The organism is Serratia sp. CC22-02 (assembly GCF_900182895.1).
In the GTDB taxonomy this organism is placed as follows: domain Bacteria; phylum Pseudomonadota; class Gammaproteobacteria; order Enterobacterales; family Enterobacteriaceae; genus Serratia; species Serratia nevei.
This window is the reverse complement of sequence record NZ_FXUD01000015.1, coordinates 1-18,492: the sequence shown is the minus strand read 5'-3', so window position 1 is coordinate 18,492 and position 18,492 is coordinate 1. Positions and strand designations below refer to the sequence as shown.

The 18,492-nt window shown below is 60.8% G+C and carries 15 protein-coding genes; 11 read left to right on the top strand and 4 right to left on the bottom strand.

Annotated features, from left to right (window positions below):
* The first annotated feature begins 128 nt into the window (after window positions 1-128).
* Window positions 129-1,274 carry an acetylornithine deacetylase gene (gene argE, locus QOL81_RS24855; RefSeq protein ID WP_033649896.1) on the top strand — a complete coding sequence of 382 codons (1,146 nt, stop codon included), beginning with the start codon at window positions 129-131 and terminating at the stop codon, window positions 1,272-1,274.
* A gap of 258 nt (window positions 1,275-1,532) precedes the next feature.
* The gene (ppc, locus tag QOL81_RS24850) at window positions 1,533-4,169 is read left to right on the top strand and encodes a phosphoenolpyruvate carboxylase (RefSeq protein WP_038872687.1); all 2,637 of its coding nucleotides are present in this window, start codon (window positions 1,533-1,535) and stop codon (window positions 4,167-4,169) included.
* A 110-nt stretch (window positions 4,170-4,279) separates the two neighbouring features.
* Here ppc and metF read toward each other — a convergent pair whose 3' ends face one another.
* From metF to metB, 3 genes are all read right to left on the bottom strand, one after another.
* On the bottom strand, window positions 4,280-5,176 hold the full coding sequence (metF, locus tag QOL81_RS24845) for a methylenetetrahydrofolate reductase (protein ID WP_033645217.1): 897 nt from the start codon (window positions 5,174-5,176) through the stop codon (window positions 4,280-4,282).
* A 228-nt stretch (window positions 5,177-5,404) separates the two neighbouring features.
* Window positions 5,405-7,840 (bottom strand): bifunctional aspartate kinase/homoserine dehydrogenase II, encoded by a 2,436-nt coding sequence (locus QOL81_RS24840; RefSeq protein WP_070913790.1) that lies wholly within the window; start codon window positions 7,838-7,840, stop codon window positions 5,405-5,407.
* 2 nt (window positions 7,841-7,842) lie between these two features.
* Window positions 7,843-9,003, bottom strand: coding sequence for a cystathionine gamma-synthase (gene metB, locus QOL81_RS24835; RefSeq protein WP_060424965.1), 1,161 nt, complete (start codon window positions 9,001-9,003; stop codon window positions 7,843-7,845).
* A 304-nt stretch (window positions 9,004-9,307) separates the two neighbouring features.
* Here metB and metJ point away from each other — a divergent pair, with 304 nt between their 5' ends.
* Window positions 9,308-9,625, top strand: a complete 318-nt coding sequence (metJ, locus tag QOL81_RS24830; RefSeq protein ID WP_004931076.1) for a met regulon transcriptional regulator MetJ — start codon at window positions 9,308-9,310, stop codon at window positions 9,623-9,625.
* A gap of 77 nt (window positions 9,626-9,702) precedes the next feature.
* Here the strand turns inward: metJ and rpmE are convergent, their stop codons facing one another.
* Window positions 9,703-9,918 (bottom strand): 50S ribosomal protein L31, encoded by a 216-nt coding sequence (rpmE, locus tag QOL81_RS24825; protein WP_004931078.1) that lies wholly within the window; start codon window positions 9,916-9,918, stop codon window positions 9,703-9,705.
* A 199-nt stretch (window positions 9,919-10,117) separates the two neighbouring features.
* Here rpmE and priA point away from each other — a divergent pair, with 199 nt between their 5' ends.
* The 8 genes from priA to QOL81_RS24785 form a co-directional block, all read left to right on the top strand.
* Window positions 10,118-12,313, top strand: coding sequence for a primosomal protein N' (gene priA, locus QOL81_RS24820; RefSeq protein WP_060425020.1), 2,196 nt, complete (start codon window positions 10,118-10,120; stop codon window positions 12,311-12,313).
* Between the two features lie 291 nt (window positions 12,314-12,604).
* Window positions 12,605-13,633, top strand: coding sequence for a DNA-binding transcriptional regulator CytR (cytR, locus tag QOL81_RS24815; RefSeq protein WP_038872675.1), 1,029 nt, complete (start codon window positions 12,605-12,607; stop codon window positions 13,631-13,633).
* Between the two features lie 65 nt (window positions 13,634-13,698).
* A complete protein-coding gene (ftsN, locus tag QOL81_RS24810) occupies window positions 13,699-14,616 on the top strand; it encodes a cell division protein FtsN (protein WP_197757844.1) in 918 nt (305 codons plus the stop codon).
* Window positions 14,617-14,718: 102 nt separating this feature from the next.
* Window positions 14,719-15,249 carry an ATP-dependent protease subunit HslV gene (gene hslV / locus QOL81_RS24805; protein WP_004931085.1) on the top strand — a complete coding sequence of 177 codons (531 nt, stop codon included), beginning with the start codon at window positions 14,719-14,721 and terminating at the stop codon, window positions 15,247-15,249.
* Window positions 15,250-15,261: 12 nt separating this feature from the next.
* On the top strand, window positions 15,262-16,596 hold the full coding sequence (hslU, locus tag QOL81_RS24800) for an ATP-dependent protease ATPase subunit HslU (protein ID WP_025304663.1): 1,335 nt from the start codon (window positions 15,262-15,264) through the stop codon (window positions 16,594-16,596).
* A gap of 96 nt (window positions 16,597-16,692) precedes the next feature.
* Window positions 16,693-17,610, top strand: coding sequence for a 1,4-dihydroxy-2-naphthoate polyprenyltransferase (locus QOL81_RS24795; protein WP_015379416.1), 918 nt, complete (start codon window positions 16,693-16,695; stop codon window positions 17,608-17,610).
* Between the two features lie 75 nt (window positions 17,611-17,685).
* Complete coding sequence (gene rraA / locus QOL81_RS24790) at window positions 17,686-18,171, top strand: ribonuclease E activity regulator RraA (protein WP_038872664.1); 486 nt, start codon at window positions 17,686-17,688, stop codon at window positions 18,169-18,171.
* A gap of 114 nt (window positions 18,172-18,285) precedes the next feature.
* Window positions 18,286-18,492: transposase domain-containing protein (locus QOL81_RS24785; protein WP_283439735.1), on the top strand; the 207-nt coding region annotated here is incomplete at its 3' end.

Here is an 18,492-nt window from a genome sequence, read left to right as displayed (position 1 = left end):
GCCAGGCGTTGATGCTTTTATAAACATCCGGGTATCGGGTTCCCTTACGCTTCGGCTTACTGTATTTTTATTCAAAATAAATGCATGAATATTGATACTATCCTAACCAAAGGCTGTCAACAGTGAAGATGAAATTACCTCCATTTATTGAGCTGTACCGGGCGTTGATCGCAACGAAGTCGATCAGCGCCACCGATGCCGGCCTCGATCAGAGCAATGAGGCGTTAATCAACTTGCTGGCCGGATGGTTTGCCGACCTGGGCTTTCGCGTCGACGTACAGCCGGTGCCGGAATCGCGCCACAAATTCAACCTGCTGGCCAGCATCGGCGAAGGCAGCGGCGGCCTGCTGCTGGCCGGCCATACCGATACGGTGCCTTACGACGAAGGCCGCTGGACGCGCGATCCGTTCACCCTGACCGAGCACGACAACAAGCTCTACGGCCTGGGCACCGCCGACATGAAAGGCTTCTTCGCCTTTATTCTGGATGCGGTGCGCGACATCGACGCGAGCAAACTGACCAAGCCGCTGTACATTCTGGCTACCGCAGATGAAGAAACGACGATGGCCGGCGCACGTTATTTCGCCGCCTCCACCGCCATTCGGCCGGATTTCGCCATCATCGGCGAACCAACCTCGCTGCAGCCGGTGCGCGCACACAAGGGCCACATGGCCAACGCCATTCGCATCGTCGGCCAGTCCGGCCACTCCAGCGATCCGGCGCGCGGCGTCAACGCTATCGATCTGATGCACGAATCCATCGGCCGCCTGATGGAGCTGCGCAAAACCCTGCAGGAGCGCTACAACAACCCGGCGTTCGCCGTGCCTTATCCCACCATGAACTTCGGCCATATCAGCGGCGGCGACGCGGCCAACCGCATCTGCGCCTGCTGCGAGCTGCACCTGGATATCCGCCCGTTGCCCGGCATGACGCTCGACAACATCAACGAGCTGATGCATCAGGCATTGGAGCCGGTGAGCCAACGCTGGCCGGGCCGCCTGACCATCGAAGAGCTGCACGCGTCGGTGCCGGGTTACGAATGCCCGACCGACCACCGCATGGTGGCGGTGATCGAGGAACTACTGGGCACCCGCACGCAGGTGGTCAACTACTGCACCGAAGCGCCGTTCGTGCAGCAGGTTTGCCCGACGTTGGTGCTCGGCCCCGGTTCCATCGATCAGGCCCACCAGCCGGACGAATATATCGACACCGCGTTTATCGAACCGACGCGCAAACTGTTGGGCCAGCTGGTCAATCACTTTTGTCGGCAATAAACCCGACATTTAGCAGGGGAAATGCTTTATGCTTTCCCCTACCTCAAAATAAGTAGAAAACGGCGAAATAAGCCACGCTGATAACCGACGCGGCGTAATTAAATTTCAGAAAATGCGCCGATTTTGATGTTTTTTTGCTAAAAATAGTGTCAATTGACGATTGGACAGGAACGCGATGTGATCAGGCGGGCGGTCTGCGCCTGACGCGTGAAATTTATTTACAAGATAAAAATCATACAGAACTGGGTCAGGGGTTATATGAACGAACAATATTCGGCAATGCGCAGTAATGTCAGTATGCTCGGCAAATTGCTCGGCGATACCATCAAAGAAGCGCTGGGCGAGCATATTCTCGATCGCGTTGAGACCATCCGTAAGCTTTCCAAATCTTCACGCGCCGGCAACGAAGCGCATCGCCAGGAGCTGCTCTCCACCCTGCAGAACCTGTCCAACGACGAGCTGCTGCCGGTGGCGCGCGCCTTCAGCCAGTTCCTCAACCTGACCAACGTCGCCGAGCAGTACCACAGCATTTCGCCCAACGGCGAAGCCGCCAGCAACCCGGAAGCGCTGGCGCAGCTGTTCAGCCGCCTCAAAGACAAAAAGCTCAGCGACAAAGAGCTGCAGCACGCGGTGTCGCAACTTTCCATCGAGCTGGTGCTGACGGCGCACCCGACGGAGATCACCCGCCGCACCCTGATCCACAAGCTGGTGGAGGTCAACACCTGCCTCAGCCAGCTCGATCACAACGACCTGGCCGACTACGAGCGCAACAAGATCATGCGCCGCCTGCGCCAGCTGGTGGCCCAGTCGTGGCACACCGATGAAATTCGCAAACATCGCCCCTCCCCGATCGACGAAGCCAAATGGGGCTTCGCGGTGGTAGAAAACAGCCTGTGGGAAGGCGTGCCAGCGTTCCTGCGCGAGTTCAACGAGCAGTTGGAAAACTCCATCAATTACAGCCTGCCGGCGGAAGCGGTGCCGGTGCGCTTCACCTCCTGGATGGGCGGCGACCGCGACGGCAACCCGAACGTGACCGCCGAAATCACCCGCCATGTGCTGCTGCTCAGCCGCTGGAAAGCCTGCGACCTGTTCACCCGCGATATCCAGGTGCTGGTCTCCGAGCTGTCGATGACCGAATGCACCCCGGAGCTGCGCGCCCGCGCCGGCGGTGACGAGGTGCAGGAACCGTACCGCGAAATCATGAAGCAGCTGCGCAGCCAGCTGATGAGCTCCCAGGCCTATCTGGAAGGCCGCCTGAAGGGCGAACGCGTGCTGAAGCCGCACGACCTGCTGGTGAACAACGAGCAGCTGTGGGAGCCGCTGTATGCCTGCTACCAATCGCTGCAGGCCTGCGGTATGGGCATCATCGCCAACGGTCAGCTGCTGGATACCCTACGCCGCGTGCGCTGCTTCGGCGTGCCGCTGGTGCGCATCGACGTGCGCCAGGAAAGCACTCGCCATACCGAAGCCATCGCCGAGCTGACCCGTTATCTGGGGCTGGGCGACTATGAAAGCTGGTCGGAAGCCGATAAACAGGCGTTCCTGATCCGCGAACTGAACTCCAAACGCCCGCTGGTGCCGCTGAAGTGGCAACCGAGCGCCGACACGCAGGAAGTGCTGGAAACCTGCCGGGTGATCGCCGAAGCGCCGCAGGGCTCGATCGCCGCCTACGTGATTTCGATGGCGCGCACGCCTTCCGACGTGCTGGCGGTGCACCTGCTGCTGAAAGAGGCCGGCTGCCCGTTCGCGCTGCCGGTCGCTCCGCTGTTCGAAACCCTCGACGATCTGAACAACGCCGACGACGTAATGACCCAGTTGCTGAATATCGACTGGTATCGCGGCTTTATTCAGGGCAAACAGATGGTAATGATCGGCTACTCCGACTCGGCGAAAGACGCCGGCGTGATGGCCGCTTCCTGGGCGCAGTACCGTGCGCAGGACGCGTTGATCAAAACCTGTGAAAAAGCCGGCGTGGCGCTGACGTTGTTCCATGGGCGCGGCGGCTCCATCGGCCGCGGCGGCGCACCGGCGCATGCGGCGCTGCTGTCGCAGCCGCCGGGCAGCCTGAAGGGCGGCCTGCGCGTCACCGAACAGGGCGAGATGATCCGCTTCAAATTCGGCCTGCCGGAAGTCACCATCAGCAGCCTGGCGCTGTATGCCGGCGCGATCCTCGAGGCCAACCTGCTGCCGCCGCCGGAACCGAAGAAAGAATGGCGGGCGTTGATGGACGATCTGTCCGAGACCTCCTGCCGAATGTATCGCGGCTACGTGCGTGAAAACCCGGACTTCGTGCCTTACTTCCGCGCGGCCACGCCGGAGCTGGAACTGGGTAAACTGCCGCTGGGCTCACGCCCGGCCAAACGCAAGCCGAACGGCGGCGTGGAAAGCCTGCGCGCCATTCCGTGGATCTTCGCCTGGACGCAGAACCGCCTGATGCTGCCGGCCTGGCTCGGCGCCGGTGCCGGATTGCAGGAAGCGGTGAAAGCCGGCAAGCAGGCGGAGCTGGAGGCGATGTGTCGCGACTGGCCGTTCTTCTCCACCCGCATCGCCATGCTGGAAATGGTGTTCGCCAAAGCCGACCTGTGGCTGGCGGAATACTACGATCAGCGCCTGGTGGATAAATCGCTGTGGCCGCTGGGCCAACAGCTGCGCGATCAGCTGGAAAGCGACATCAAGGTGGTGCTGACCATCGCCAACGATGCGCACCTGATGGAAGACCTGCCGTGGATCGCCGAATCCATCGCGCTGCGCAACGTTTATACCGACCCACTGAACGTCTTGCAGGCCGAGCTGCTGCATCGTTCGCGTCAGCAGGAGCAGCCGGACGCCCGCGTCGAGCAGGCGCTGATGGTCACCATCGCCGGCGTCGCCGCCGGGATGCGCAACACCGGCTAGTGAGCCTAATCGCGGCCCCGTTTATCGGGGCCGTTTTTTTATGTCTTGTCTTCCCCACAAAAAAAGGGCGCCGCGGTAAAGCGACGCCCTTTTTCAATGGAACAAGCCTGTCAGGCGGCGGCCACCGGTCGCACGCCCAGCGTGTGGCAGATGGCGTAGCTCATCTCGGCGCGGTTCAGCGTATAGAAGTGGAAATCTTTCACCCCTTCGCGGCTGAGGATCTTCACCATGTCCATGGCGATGTTGGCACCGACCATTTTGCGGGTCTCCGCATCGTCGTCCAGCCCTTCGAACATGCTGGTCATCCAGCTTGGCACCCGCACGTTGGTCATGGTGGCGAAGCGCTGCAGCTGCTTGAAGTTGGACACCGGCAGAATGCCCGGCACGATTTCCACGTCGATACCGGCGGCGACGCAGCGGTCGCGGAAGCGCAGGTAGCTCTCAACGTCGAAGAAGAACTGGGTGATGGCGCGGCTGGCGCCGGCATCGATCTTACGTTTCAGGTTAATCAAATCGGCCTGGGCGCTCTTCGCCTCCGGGTGCACTTCCGGGTAGGCGGCGACGGAAATGTCGAAGTCGCCCACGTCTTTCAGCAGCGCCACCAGATCGGTCGCGTACATTTCCGGCTTGCCGCCGCCCGGTGGCAGATCGCCGCGCAGCGCCACGATGTGACGAATGCCGCTGTTCCAGTAATCGGTCGCGATGTCGCGCAGCTGCGCCGGGCTGGCGTCGATGCAGGTCAGGTGCGGCGCCGCCTCCAGGCCGGTGCGCTCCTTGATCCCCTTGATGATGCTGTGGGTGCGATCGCGCTCGCCGGAGTTGGCACCGTAGGTGACGGAAACGAATTTGGGTTTGAGGATGCTCAGACGATCGATCGACTGCCACAGGGTCTCTTCCATCTCGCTGGTGCGCGGCGGGAAGAACTCGAATGATACGTTAATCTGGCCGTTCAACTCCGCCAGACTCTGATTCAGCGCTTCCCGCTGGTTTGCGTGGAAAAAGCTCATACCCTGCTCACCTCTTATCGATCACTGTTTTTATTTCATTTTGATGAGCGTCTATACGTTTAGACGTCTAGATAGAAAATGCCGCATGTTGGCTAAAGAGTCAACAGGAAAATGAGGGGAATAAGATGATTAATCTTCACCCGCTCAACGAGGGAATTTCATGACGGCGGCAGGGATAAGTATGGCAGGAAAAGCAAAGGGGCGCGGTGAACCCGCGCCCGCAGAGGATTAAAGCAGCTGTGCCAACCGGTTAAGGTCTGACTGGATCGCGCCGGCGGTCACGTCGCGGCCGGCGCCCGGCCCGCGGATCACCAGCGGATTATCGCGATACCAGCGGCTTTCGATGGCGAACACGTTGTCGCACGGCAGCAGCGAGGCCAGCGGATGCTCAGGACGCACCGCCTCCACGCCGACCCGCGCCTTGCCGTTGGCGTCGAAACGCGCCACGTGGCGCAGCACCAGGCCCATTTCGCTGGCGGCCTCAAAGCGCTGCTGCATCTGCTGGTTCAGCGCCTCGCCGTTCTCGAAGAACTGATCGACGGAGCCCAGCTCGCAGCCCGCCGGCACCAGCGACTCGACCCGCACCTGGTTCGGTTCGATGTCGTAGCCCGCTTCGCGCGCCAGGATCACCAGCTTGCGCATCACGTCCTGACCGGAGAGATCGACCCGCGGGTCCGGTTCGGTCAGCCCCTGCTGCCAGGCCTGATCCACCAGTTCGGTAAACGGCACCGTGCCGTCATACTGCAAGAACAGCCAGGAAAGCGTGCCGGAGAAGATGCCGCTGATTGCCAAAATGCTGTCGCCGCTGTCGCGCAGATCGCGCACCGTATGGTTGACCGGCAGCCCGGCGCCGACGGTGGCGTTATACAGCCAGTGGCGGCCGGTTTTGGCGAAGGCGTCGCGAATTTGGCGATAGGTATCGCTGCACGAGGCACCCGCCAGCTTGTTGGCGCTGATCACGTGGAAACCGTAGCTGGCGAAATCCAGATACTGTCCGGCCAGCTCTTCGCTGGCGGTCACATCGAGCACCACCAGATCGTCGAACGGGTGCGCGCGCATCCACAGGAACAGCGACTCTTCGTCGAGTTCCTGCGCCTCGTCCTCAAAGAACGCCAATGCACGGCTGGCATCCAGCCCGTCGTAGTTCAGCAGGCTGCGGCGGCTGTCCACCACCCCCGCCAGGATAAATTCGAAGCCGCTGCGCGCGGAGATATTGGTCTGCTCACGGGCGAACAGCTCCAGCCAGCGCGACCCGATGTTGCCCTTGCCGAACAGCACCAGACCGATGCGCTTCTCGGCGCGGAACAGGCTTTGGTGCAGCCCCTGAATCAGCAGCGCGGTCGGCCCCTGGCGCAATACCGCCACCAGGCTGATGCCATCTTCGGCCTGCCAGATAAACTCAACCGGCTGATCTTTCAGTTGCTGATAGAAACGGTGGCTGTGCAGCGGGTTCTTGCATACCCCGGCGCCGACCATCGCCACCAGCGCCAACCCTTCGCGCAGGTGCAGTTCACCCGGCAGCGCCGAGGCCTGCAGGATCGCCAGTGCGCTGTTGACCACCTCGGAGGTGTAGCACAGCTGCACCCGATTGCGGTCAGGATGGATGCCTACCGCCAGCGGTTTGATCTGCGCGCGCTTGAGCACCAGATCCAACTCTTTCTGCGCCAGTTTGAAGTCATGCTGAGCGGCGACGTGCAGCTCAATCAGACACACGTCATCGTGGCTGGTGACAATCTTGGCACCGGTGCCGGACGCCAATACGCGCTCGATGCGCGTCGAGCCCTGCTCCGGCTGGTAGCTGCAGCGCAGCTGAAGATCGATATCGCTGCCGGAGACCGGCTGCAGGGTGCGGGTATGCAGCACCGGCGCCGCCAGGCGCGCCAGCTCGCTGGCTTCGTCCAGGCGCAGCAGCGGCAGCAGGCAGGCGTCTTTCACCTTGCGCGGGTCGGCGCTGTATACCCCGGCCACGTCGCTCCAGATGGTGACGCGCGCCGCGCCGGCCAACGCGCCGACCTGAGTGGCAGAGTAGTCGCTGCCGTTGCGCCCCAACAGCACGGTTTCCCCGGCGTCGTTGCGCGAAATGAAGCCGGTCACCACCAGGCGCTTGCCCGGATGTTGGGCCAACAATTGTTGCAACAGCGGATAAGAACGGCCTTCATCCACCTGCGGCTGCGCGGCGCGCTCGGCGCGCAGGAAATCACGCGCATCCAGCCAGGCCGCCTGCATATCCAGGTGGTTTAGCACCGCCGCCATCAGGCGCGCCGACCAGATCTCGCCGTGCCCGACCACTTCGGCATAGCACACCTCGTCGACTTTGCCGTCCAGCAGCACCGCCAGACGTTCCAGATCCTGAATGAACTCGGCGATCAGCGGCTCGGCGCTTTCCGCCGGCAGCAGGCCGCCGATAAGATCGCTATGATAGCGACGCAACGTCTGCTGCACCTGGTGCGCAGACAGGCGATCGCTCTGGCTGAGCTTCAGCCAGTTGATCAACTGGTTGGTGGTACTGCCGGCGGCCGATACCACCATCATGTCGCCCGGCTGGCTGTATTCCGCCATAATCCCGGCCACACGCAGATAACACTTCACATCCGCCAGACTGCTGCCGCCAAACTTGTGCAGTTGACGCCCGCTCACCGGCCCTGCTACAGCAATTGCATTCATGCTTACCTCGTTGCCGCCGCCTGGAAAGCGCGTTCCAGATCGGCAATCAAATCTTCACTGTCTTCAATACCCACGGAAATGCGCAGCAGGCTCTCGGAGATGCCGGCCGCTGCCCGCGCCTCCGCCGCCATACCGGCGTGGGTCATGGTCGCTGCATGCGAGATCAGGCTTTCTACGCCGCCCAGCGATTCTGCCAGAGTAAACAGCTCAAGGGCAGAGAGAAAACGGCGCAGCACCGCTTCATCGCCGTCCAGTTCAAAACTCAGCATCGCGCCGAAGCCGCGCTGCTGCCGGCGGGCGATCTCATGCCCCGGATTTTCCGGCAGGGAGGGATGATACAGCTTTTTCACCAGCGGTTGCTGCTGTAAATAGCCGACAATCGCTTCGGCGTTTTGCTGCGCCGCCTTGATGCGCGGCGACAGCGTGCGCATGCCGCGCAGCAGCAGATAGCTGTCGAACGCGCCGCCGGTCACGCCGATATTGTTCGCCCACCAGGCCAATTCGACCGCCAGCTCGGGATCTTTGGCAATCACCGCGCCGGCCACCACGTCCGAATGCCCGTTCAGGTATTTGGTGCAAGAATGGACCACCAGATCGGCACCGAGTTCGATCGGCTGTTGCAGGGCCGGGCTGAGGAAGGTGTTGTCCACCACCGTCAACGCGCCCGCCGCGTGTGCGGCGGTGCAGATCGCCGCAATGTCCACCACGCGCAGCAGCGGATTGCTGGGGCTTTCAATCAGCACCAGCTTCGGCTTTTGCGCCAGCGCCTGCTGCAGGGCGGCTTCATTACCCTGATCGACGAACAATACGCGATAGGCGCCGCGCTTGCTCAGGCTGTCGAACAACCGATAGCTGCCGCCGTAGCAGTCGTGCGGCGCCACCAGCAGATCGCCCGGCTTCAGCAGCACGGTGGTCACCAGATGGATCGCCGACATCCCGCTGCCGGTCATCACCGCGCCGGCGCCGCCTTCCAGCTCCGCCAACGCGCGTTGCACCACGTCGCGCGTCGGGTTGCCGCGGCGCGAGTAATCATGGGCTCGGGGTTGGTTGAAGTCGGTAAAGTTATAGGTGCTGGACAGATGAATCGGCGGGACAACGCAGCCATACTGTTCGTCGTCGTTCAGGCCGCTGCGTACGGCAATCGTGGCTGGTTTACGCGTCATGGGCTCGCTCGGCTCTCGGTTCGGTGAATGAGGCCTAAAGAGTAATCGCAGGATTGATAGACGTCAATACATCTGGACATCTAAACTTCTCTGCGTATAGATTGAGCAATGGCACAATACCCGCTAAAATTATGCCGATATGACATGACGATAAGATGTTAAGCCACAATGTCCGGCCGAGGCGGGGCATTCAGTGACCCTGGTCGCGTAAAATTGACATTTATTTAGTGAGAACAGTGAAGATCGGGCATAATTGGCCGGTTTTTAGAATTTTGTAATTTTTCTGACAAAGTTAAGGTGTCCCATGGCTGAGTGGAACGGCGAGTATGTCAGCCCTTACGCTGAACACGGTAAAAAAAGCGAGCAAGTCAAAAAGATCACGGTATCCATTCCGCTGAAGGTCCTGAAAATCCTCACCGACGAACGGACCCGTCGCCAGGTGAACAACCTGCGCCACGCCACCAACAGCGAACTGCTGTGCGAAGCGTTTCTGCATGCCTTTACCGGCCAGCCGCTGCCGAACGATGAAGACCTGCGCAAAGAGCGCAGCGATGAAATCCCGGAAGCCGCAAAAGCGTTGATGCGCGAACTGGGTGTCGATCCCGATACCTGGGAATATTGAGAACCGTCCGGCGAACGCCGGCGGCAGAAACGAAAAAAGGCGCCAAAGGCGCCTTTTTCATCGGACGATAAGAAATCTTATTTCTTAGCGCCTGGTACGCTGAAACGCTTGTTGAAGCGGTCAACGCGGCCACCGGTAGCAACGTCACGCTGCTTGCCAGTGTAGAACGGGTGGCATGCGCCACAAACGTCCAGGTTCAGATCGTGGCCCACGGTGGAGCGGATCTTCATCACGTTACCGCAAGAGCAGTTAGCAGTAACTTCTTCGTATTTTGGGTGGATACCTTGTTTCATGGGAAACCTCAGTTAAGGCCGTGTCGCTATCCAGCCCTGTTTCGCCAGACACCACACGTGGTTGATAATAGAATTTTGGTATCGAATTATACCAAAGGCGGCAAATTATACAGCATTAGTCGAGGCGCGCAATCGGAACCGTACATTTGCCGATGCGCCGTGTAAACTGATGCCCACTTTTTTCAATTTGGATGAGATCATGCCCGTCGTACACGTTGCCTTGCCGGTCCCCCTCGCCCGCACCTTCGACTATCTGCTGCCGCCCGGCATGCAGCCGGTGGCCGGCGCGCGCGTGGGCGTGCCCTGGGGCAGGCAGCATGCGATCGGCATCGTCACCGGCTGCAGCGACACCAGCGAACTGCCGCTGGACAAGCTCAAACCGATCGACAGCGTGATCGACGCCGAGTCGCTGTTCTCCCCCAGCCTGTGGCGCATCCTGCGCTGGGCCAGCGATTACTATCACTACCCCATCGGCGAGGTGCTGTTCCATGCGCTGCCGATCCTGCTGCGGCAAGGCAAACCGGCCGAGGCCGCACCGCTGTGGCAATGGTTCGCCACCGAAGAGGGGCGCGCCACCCCGCCCGAAAGCCTGAAACGCGCGCCGAAACAGCAGCAGGCGCTGGCGGCGCTGCTGCAACGCCCGGTCTATCGCCACCAGGTCAGCCAGCTGGAGCTGACGGAAAGCGCCCTGCAGGCGCTACGCGCCAAAGGGCTGATCGATCTGCGCGCTCAGGTCGCGGATACGCACGACTGGCGCCCTAACTTCGCGGTGCTCGGCGAGCGGCTGCGGCTGAACACTGAACAGGCTACCGCCGTCGGGGCGATCAGAAGCGAGGATGAGCAGTTCGCCGCCTGGCTGCTGGCCGGGGTGACCGGCTCCGGCAAGACCGAGGTCTACCTCAGCGTACTGGAGAACGTGCTGGCCAAAGGCCGGCAGGCGCTGGTGCTGGTGCCGGAAATCGGCCTGACGCCGCAAACCATCGCCCGCTTTCGCGAGCGCTTCAACGCGCCGGTAGACGTAATGCACTCCGGCCTGAACGACAGCGAGCGGCTGGCGGTTTGGCTGCGCGCGCGCAGCGGCGAAGCCGCCATCGTCATCGGCACCCGCTCGGCGCTGTTCACGCCGTTCCGTCAGCTGGGCGTGATCATCATCGACGAAGAGCACGACAGCTCTTATAAACAACAGGAAGGCTGGCGCTACCACGCCCGCGATCTGGCGGTGTTCCGCGCCCGGGAAGAGGATATCCCGATGGTGATGGGCTCCGCGACCCCGGCATTGGAAACGCTGCACAACGTGCAGCTGGGCAAATACCGCCAACTGAAGCTCACCCAACGCGCGGGCAACGCCAAACCGGCGGCGCAGCACCTGATCGATCTGAAGGGGCTGCCGCTGAAGGTCGGCCTGTCGCAGCCGCTGCTGAAGAGCATGCAGCACCATTTAAAAGCCGGCAATCAGGTGATGCTGTTCCTCAACCGCCGCGGTTACGCCCCGGCGCTGCTGTGCCACGAGTGCGGCTGGATCGCCGAATGCCAGCGCTGCGATCACTACTACACCTTCCACCAGCATCAGCGCCAGCTGCGCTGCCACCACTGCGACAGCCAGCGGCCGGTGCCGCACCAGTGCCCGCAGTGCGGCTCCACCCACCTGGTGTCGGTCGGCGTCGGCACCGAACAGCTGGAGCAGGAGCTGGCGCCGCTGTTCCCCGATACGCCAATCACCCGCATCGATCGCGACACCACCAGCCGTAAAGGCGCGCTTGAGCAGCACCTGGCGGATATCCATCGCGGCGAAGCGCGCATTTTGATCGGCACGCAGATGCTGGCCAAGGGCCACCATTTTCCCGACGTCACCCTGGTGGCGTTGCTGGACGTGGACGGCGCGCTGTTCTCCGCCGACTTCCGCTCCGCCGAGCGTTTCGCTCAGCTGTATACCCAGGTCTCCGGGCGGGCCGGCCGGGCGGGCAAACAGGGTGAAGTGCTGCTGCAAACCCACCATCCGGAGCACCCGCTGCTGCAGGTGCTGCTGCAACAGGGTTACGACGCCTTCGCCAAACAGACGCTGGCGGAGCGCAACAGCGTGTTTCTGCCGCCTTACACCAGCCACATCATCGTGCGCGCCGAAGATCACGACAACCAGCAGGCCCCGCTGTTCCTGCAGCAGCTGCGCAACCTGCTGGAAGCCAGCCCGCTGAAGGACGACTCGCTATGGGTGATGGGCCCGGTGCCGGCGCTGCAGTCCAAACGCGGCGGCCGTTTCCGCTGGCAGCTGCTGCTGCAGCACCCGACGCGGCGCGTCCTGCAACAGCTGATGAAAAGCTCGCTGCCGCTGATCGGCACCCTGCCGCAAACGCGCAAGGTGAAATGGACGCTGGATGTCGATCCGATCGACAGCTGATCCCGGAAAAGTCCGATTTAGCTGCCGCAGTGCAAACGTTTACCCTTGAAATTGCGAGCGAACGCTAAAAAACCTTCTCAGGTCACATTTTTTATGCAAATTAGGTAACAAAGGCGGGGCGTATTCTGTTTAGAATGTCTGCGAGGGCAAATTTTGTCGCCACATCGCAGCGCGACGGAGTGCCCGAACGCGAGTGGCGCTCAATGACAACAATCTCGCCACCGCATGCCGGACATTGTGAGCAAACAGCAGTAGTGGCGTCGGCATGGGGCTGACGCAAGGAGAAAGGCGTTGGAACACAAGAAAGAGTTATCCATGGCGACCATGAAAGACGTCGCCGAAATGGCGGGCGTTTCAACGGCTACCGTATCGCGTGCGCTGATGAACCCGGAAAAGGTGTCAACGCCGACGCGCCAGAAAGTGGAACAGGCCGTCCTGGCCGTGGGTTATTCTCCTCATGCTCTGTCACGCAATATCAAGCGCAACGAATCCCGCACCATCCTGGTGATCGTGCCCGACATCTGCGATCCGTTTTTCGCCGATGTGATCCAGGGGATCGAACAGACCGCCGCCCAACAAGGCTATCTGGTGCTGATCGGCGACTGCGCGCAGCAAAACCAGCAAGAGCGCACCTTCGTCAATCTGATCATCACCAAACAGATCGACGGCATGCTGCTGCTGGGCTCCAACCTGCCGTTCGACGCCAGCAAGGAAGAACAGCGCAACCTGCCGCCGATGGTGATGGCCAACGAGTTCGCCCCCGAGCTGGAACTGCCGACGGTGCACATCGACAATCTGACCGCCGCCTTTGAAGCCGTGCATTATTTGCATCAATTGGGCCATCGGCAGATCGCCTGCGTCGCCGGGCCGGAACAGATGCCGCTGAGCCATTATCGGCTGCAGGGTTACGTTCAAGCGCTACGTCGTAATGGCATTACCGTCGAAAGCAGCTATATTACCCGGGGTGATTTTACCTACGAAGCCGGCGCGCAAGCGCTGACGGCGCTGATGGCGCAGCCGAAACCGCCAACGGCGGTGTTCTGCCACAGCGACGTCATGGCGATCGGCGTGCTGTCCCAGGCGAAGAAAATGGGGCTGCGGATACCGCAGGATCTGTCGATCGTCGGCTTTGATGACCTCAAGCTGGCGCAGTATTGCGATCCGCCGCTGACCACGGTGGCGCAGCCGCGCTTCCAGATCGGCCAGCAGGCGATGTTGTTGCTGTTGGAGCAGTTGAACGGCCAGACGGTGGCCAGCGGCTCCCGGCTATTGGACAGTGAATTGATTATCAGAGGCAGCACCGCTGCCCCGAAACGCTAGTCAAATATTTTAGGGTTCAGTAACATGACGGACTTATCCTCTCATCAGGACACAGCGGAATAATAGTGGCACAAAAAGACTATGTAAGCCGTGGGCGCGCAGCAGGAGCTAAGCGTAAAACCCCCAGCCGTAAAAAACGCAGTTCTCCGAAGGTTTCCAAAACCGTGCTGGCGTTAGCCGCCGCGTTGCTGGTTGTCTTTGTCGGTGGCCTCTATTTCATTACCCACAACAAGCCGGAAGACGCGCCGTTGTTGCCTGCGCACACCACGCGCCCCGGCAACGGCCTGCCGCCGAAGCCGGAAGAGCGCTGGCGCTACATCAAAGAGCTGGAAAATCGGCAGATCGGCGTGCAAACCCCGACCGAACCGACGGCCGGCGGCGAGCTCAATTCCAAAACTCAGCTGACCGCCGAACAGCGGCAGCTGCTGGAGCAGATGCAGGCCGATATGCAGCAGCGCCCGACGCAGCTGAACGAAGTGCCGTATAACGATCCGGGCCAGGCCAACGCGCGCAGCACCCGCCAACAGCAGCAGATGCAACAACAGCAAATGCAGCAGCAGCAGGTCAGCCAGCCGCCGCGCAACCCGTTCAGCAACGGGGCCACTACCGCGCCGGTGCAGCCGCACCCGCAGCCAAAACCAACTGCCCAGCAACCGGTGCAGGTGAAACAGCCTGAGCCGAAGCCGCAACCGAAGCCGGAGCCCAAACCGGAAGTGAAGCAGGAAACGGCCAAGCAGGAAACCAAACCGGAATCGAAGCAGAAGTGGATGGTGCAATGCGGTTCGTTCCGCGCCACCGATCAGGCTGAATCCGTGCGTGCGCGCCTGGCGTTCGAAGGCATCGAGAGCCGCATCACCGCCGGCGGCGGTTGGAATCGCGTGGTGCTCGGCCCGTACAGCAGCCGTGCCGCCGCGGACAAAACCCTTTCGCGCCTGAAGGGCGTCGGCATGTCGAGTTGCATTCCCCTCTCCGTTGGGGGTTGAAAAGCGTCAATCCCCCCCCATCTATACTCTCAATATGCCTCGTAGCGTCTGCGAAAGCAGGCGCTGCGGGGACTTCTTTCCGTCTTTAACGAGGGTCTGCTCGTGACAACAATTGTAAGCGTACGCCGCAACGGCCAGGTCGTCATCGGTGGTGATGGCCAGGCAACCCTGGGTAATACGGTGATGAAGGGTAACGTCAAGAAAGTGCGTCGCCTGTATAACGACAAAGTGATCGCCGGTTTCGCCGGTGGCACCGCTGACGCCTTCACGCTGTTTGAACTGTTTGAACGCAAACTGGAAATGCATCAGGGCCACCTGGTGAAAGCCGCCGTCGAGCTGGCGAAAGACTGGCGCACCGACCGCATGTTGCGCAAGCTCGAAGCGCTGCTGGCGGTCGCCGATGAAACCGCCTCGCTGATCATCACCGGCAACGGCGATGTGGTGCAGCCGGAAAACGATCTGATCGCCATCGGCTCCGGCGGCCCGTACGCCCAGGCCGCAGCCCGCGCCATGTTGGAAAATACCGAGCTGAGCGCCCGCGACATCGTTGAGAAATCCCTCAACATCGCCGGCGACATCTGTATTTACACCAACCATTTCCACACCATTGAAGAATTGCCTTCCAAAGCGTAAGGATCGAATACCATGTCTGAAATGACCCCGCGCGAGATCGTCAGCGAACTGGACAGCTATATCATTGGCCAAAACAAGGCCAAACGCGCTGTCGCCATTGCCCTGCGCAACCGCTGGCGCCGGATGCAGCTCAACGAGATGCTGCGTCACGAAGTGACCCCGAAAAACATTCTGATGATCGGCCCAACCGGCGTCGGTAAAACCGAAATCGCCCGTCGTCTGGCGAAGCTGGCCAACGCGCCGTTCATCAAGGTTGAAGCCACCAAGTTCACCGAAGTGGGCTATGTGGGCAAAGAAGTGGACTCCATCATCCGCGATCTGACCGATGCCGCCATCAAAATGGTGCGCATGCAGTCGATCGAGAAAAACCGCACCCGTGCCGAAGAGTTGGCCGAAGAGCGCATTCTCGACGTGCTGATCCCGCCGGCCAAGAACAACTGGGGCCAGCCGGAAGAGCATCAGGAGCCGTCCGCCGCCCGCCAGGCATTCCGCAAGAAACTGCGCGAAGGCCAGCTGGACGACAAAGAGATCGAAATCGATCTGGCCGCGGCGCCGATGGGCGTGGAAATCATGGCGCCTCCGGGCATGGAAGAGATGACCAACCAGCTGCAGTCGATGTTCCAGAACCTCGGCGGCCAGAAGCAAAAGCCGCGCAAGGTGAAGATCAAAGAAGCCTTCAAGCTGCTGGTGGAAGAAGAAGCCGCCAAGCTGGTGAACCCGGAAGAGCTGAAAGAGCAGGCGATCGAAGCGGTTGAACAGCACGGCATCGTGTTTATCGACGAGATCGACAAAATCTGTAAGCGCGGCGGCCAGAGCTCCGGCCCGGACGTCTCGCGCGAAGGCGTGCAGCGCGATCTGCTGCCGCTGGTGGAAGGCTGCACCGTGTCGACCAAGCACGGTATGGTGAAGACCGACCACATCCTGTTCATCGCTTCCGGCGCGTTCCAGACCGCCAATCCGTCGGATCTGATCCCGGAACTGCAGGGCCGTCTGCCGATCCGCGTTGAGCTGCAGGCGCTGACCACTGAAGACTTCGAGCGCATCCTGACCGAGCCGAGCGCGTCGCTGACCGAGCAGTACAAAGCGCTGATGGGCACCGAAGGCGTCAACATCGAGTTCACCGCCGACGGCATCCGCCGCATCGCCGAAGCCGCGTGGCAGGTCAACGAAAGCACCGAGAACATCGGCGCGCGTCGTCTGCACACCGTGCTGGAACGTCTGATGGAAGATATTTCCTACGATGCGAGTGAAATTAATGGCCAATCCATTACAATTGATGCGGATTACGTGCGCAGTCATCTGGATGAACTGGTGGCGGATGAAGATTTGAGTCGTTTTATCCTATAATCGCTCAATCATTGTCTTGTCAGTCATCTGTGTGGGAGGCATTGCCTCCCACAATTATTTCTAACGGACACCGCAACTCACTGACAGAAGCGAAACATGAGCTCATCAACCTCCACCACCCCGATCTCCGCCTGGCTGGAAAGTCTACGCCCCCGAACCCTGCCGTTGGCCTTTGCCTCCATCGTGGTCGGCTCGGCCATCGCCGCCTGGCACGGCAGCCTGAAACCTGAAGTGGCGCTGCTGGCGTTGTTGACCGCCGGCCTGCTGCAGATCCTCTCCAACCTGGCGAACGACTACGGCGATGCGGTCAAAGGCAGCGACAAAGAAGATCGCATCGGGCCGTTGCGCGGCATGCAAAAAGGCATGATCACCCAGGCGCAGATGAAACGGGCGCTGGTGGTGACGGTGGTGCTGATCGCCCTCGCCGGCTGTTCGCTGATCGCAGTCGCCTGCGAGCAACCCAGCGACGTGGTGGGCTTCCTGGTGCTGGGCGGGCTGTCTATCGTGGCGGCCATCACCTATACCGTCGGCAACAAGCCCTACGGGTATTTGGGGCTGGGCGACATCTCGGTGCTGGTGTTCTTCGGCTGGCTGAGCGTGGCCGGCACCTACTATTTGCAAACGCACACCTTCGACAGCGTCGTGATGCTGCCGGCCACCGCCTGCGGCCTGCTGGCGACGGCGGTGCTCAACATCAACAATCTGCGCGATATCGAGAGCGATCGCGAAAACGGCAAGAACACGCTGGCGGTGCGCCTCGGCCCGCACAAGGCGCGCATTTACCATGCCCTGCTGCTCGGCGGCGCGGTGCTGTGTTTCGCGCTGTTTACGCTGTTCAATCTCCACAGCCCGTGGGGCTGGCTGTTCGTGCTGGCGATCCCGCTGCTGGTGCGCCACGGCCTGCGCGTGCTGCGCGATCCGACGCCGGTCGGCATGCGGCCGATGCTGGAACACATGGTCAAGGCGGCGTTGCTGGCCAACCTGCTGTTCGCCATCGGCGTGGCGCTCAGTTAAAAACTGATGATTTTGCCAACAGGGCGAATAAAGGGATATACTGAACATTCCAGCGGCAAACAGACGTAAAATCCTATGAAATACGATACTTCCGAACTTTGCGACATCTATCATGAAGAGGTGAACGTTGTTGAACCTCTGTTCTCCAATTTTGGCGGGCGTACTTCATTTGGCGGGCAGATCACCACGGTGAAATGCTTTGAGGATAACGGCCTGTTGTTCGATCTGCTTGAAGAAAACGGCCGCGGCCGCGTGCTGTTGGTCGACGGCGGCGGTTCGGTTCGCCGGGCGCTGATCAACGCCGAACTGGCGCGCCTGGCTGCCCAGAACGAATGGGAAGGCATCGTGGTCTACGGCGCGGTGCGTCAGGTGGACGATCTGGAAGAGCTCGACATCGGCATTCAGGCGATGGCGGCGATCCCGGTGGGTGCCGTGAGCGAAGGCGTGGGCGAAAGCGATATCCGCGTCAATTTCGGTGGCGTCACCTTCTTCTCCGGCGATCACCTGTATGCCGACAACACCGGCATCATCCTCTCCGAAGACCCGCTCGACATCGAGTGATTTTCGGTCATGAAAAAGGGCGCCTGAGGCGTAATGCCGATCAGTTAAGGATCACTTGAACGATCCTGTCGCTGTGTAAGAATCCGTAATCTCTCTGAGATTACGGATTTTTTTATGTTGCTGAGTCAGGCTCTTGATACCGTTCTTAAATTCTCCCCCAAAGAATTCGCTGCGCTTTCCGACTTGCTCTCACCTGAGCTTATCGATGAATGCCTCGCTGATACCGGGATTGTGACGCTCCGAAAGCGCCGTCTTCCCATGGAAATGATGGTCTGGGCCGTGGTCGGTATGTCCCTGTTTCGCTCGCTTTCAATGAACCAG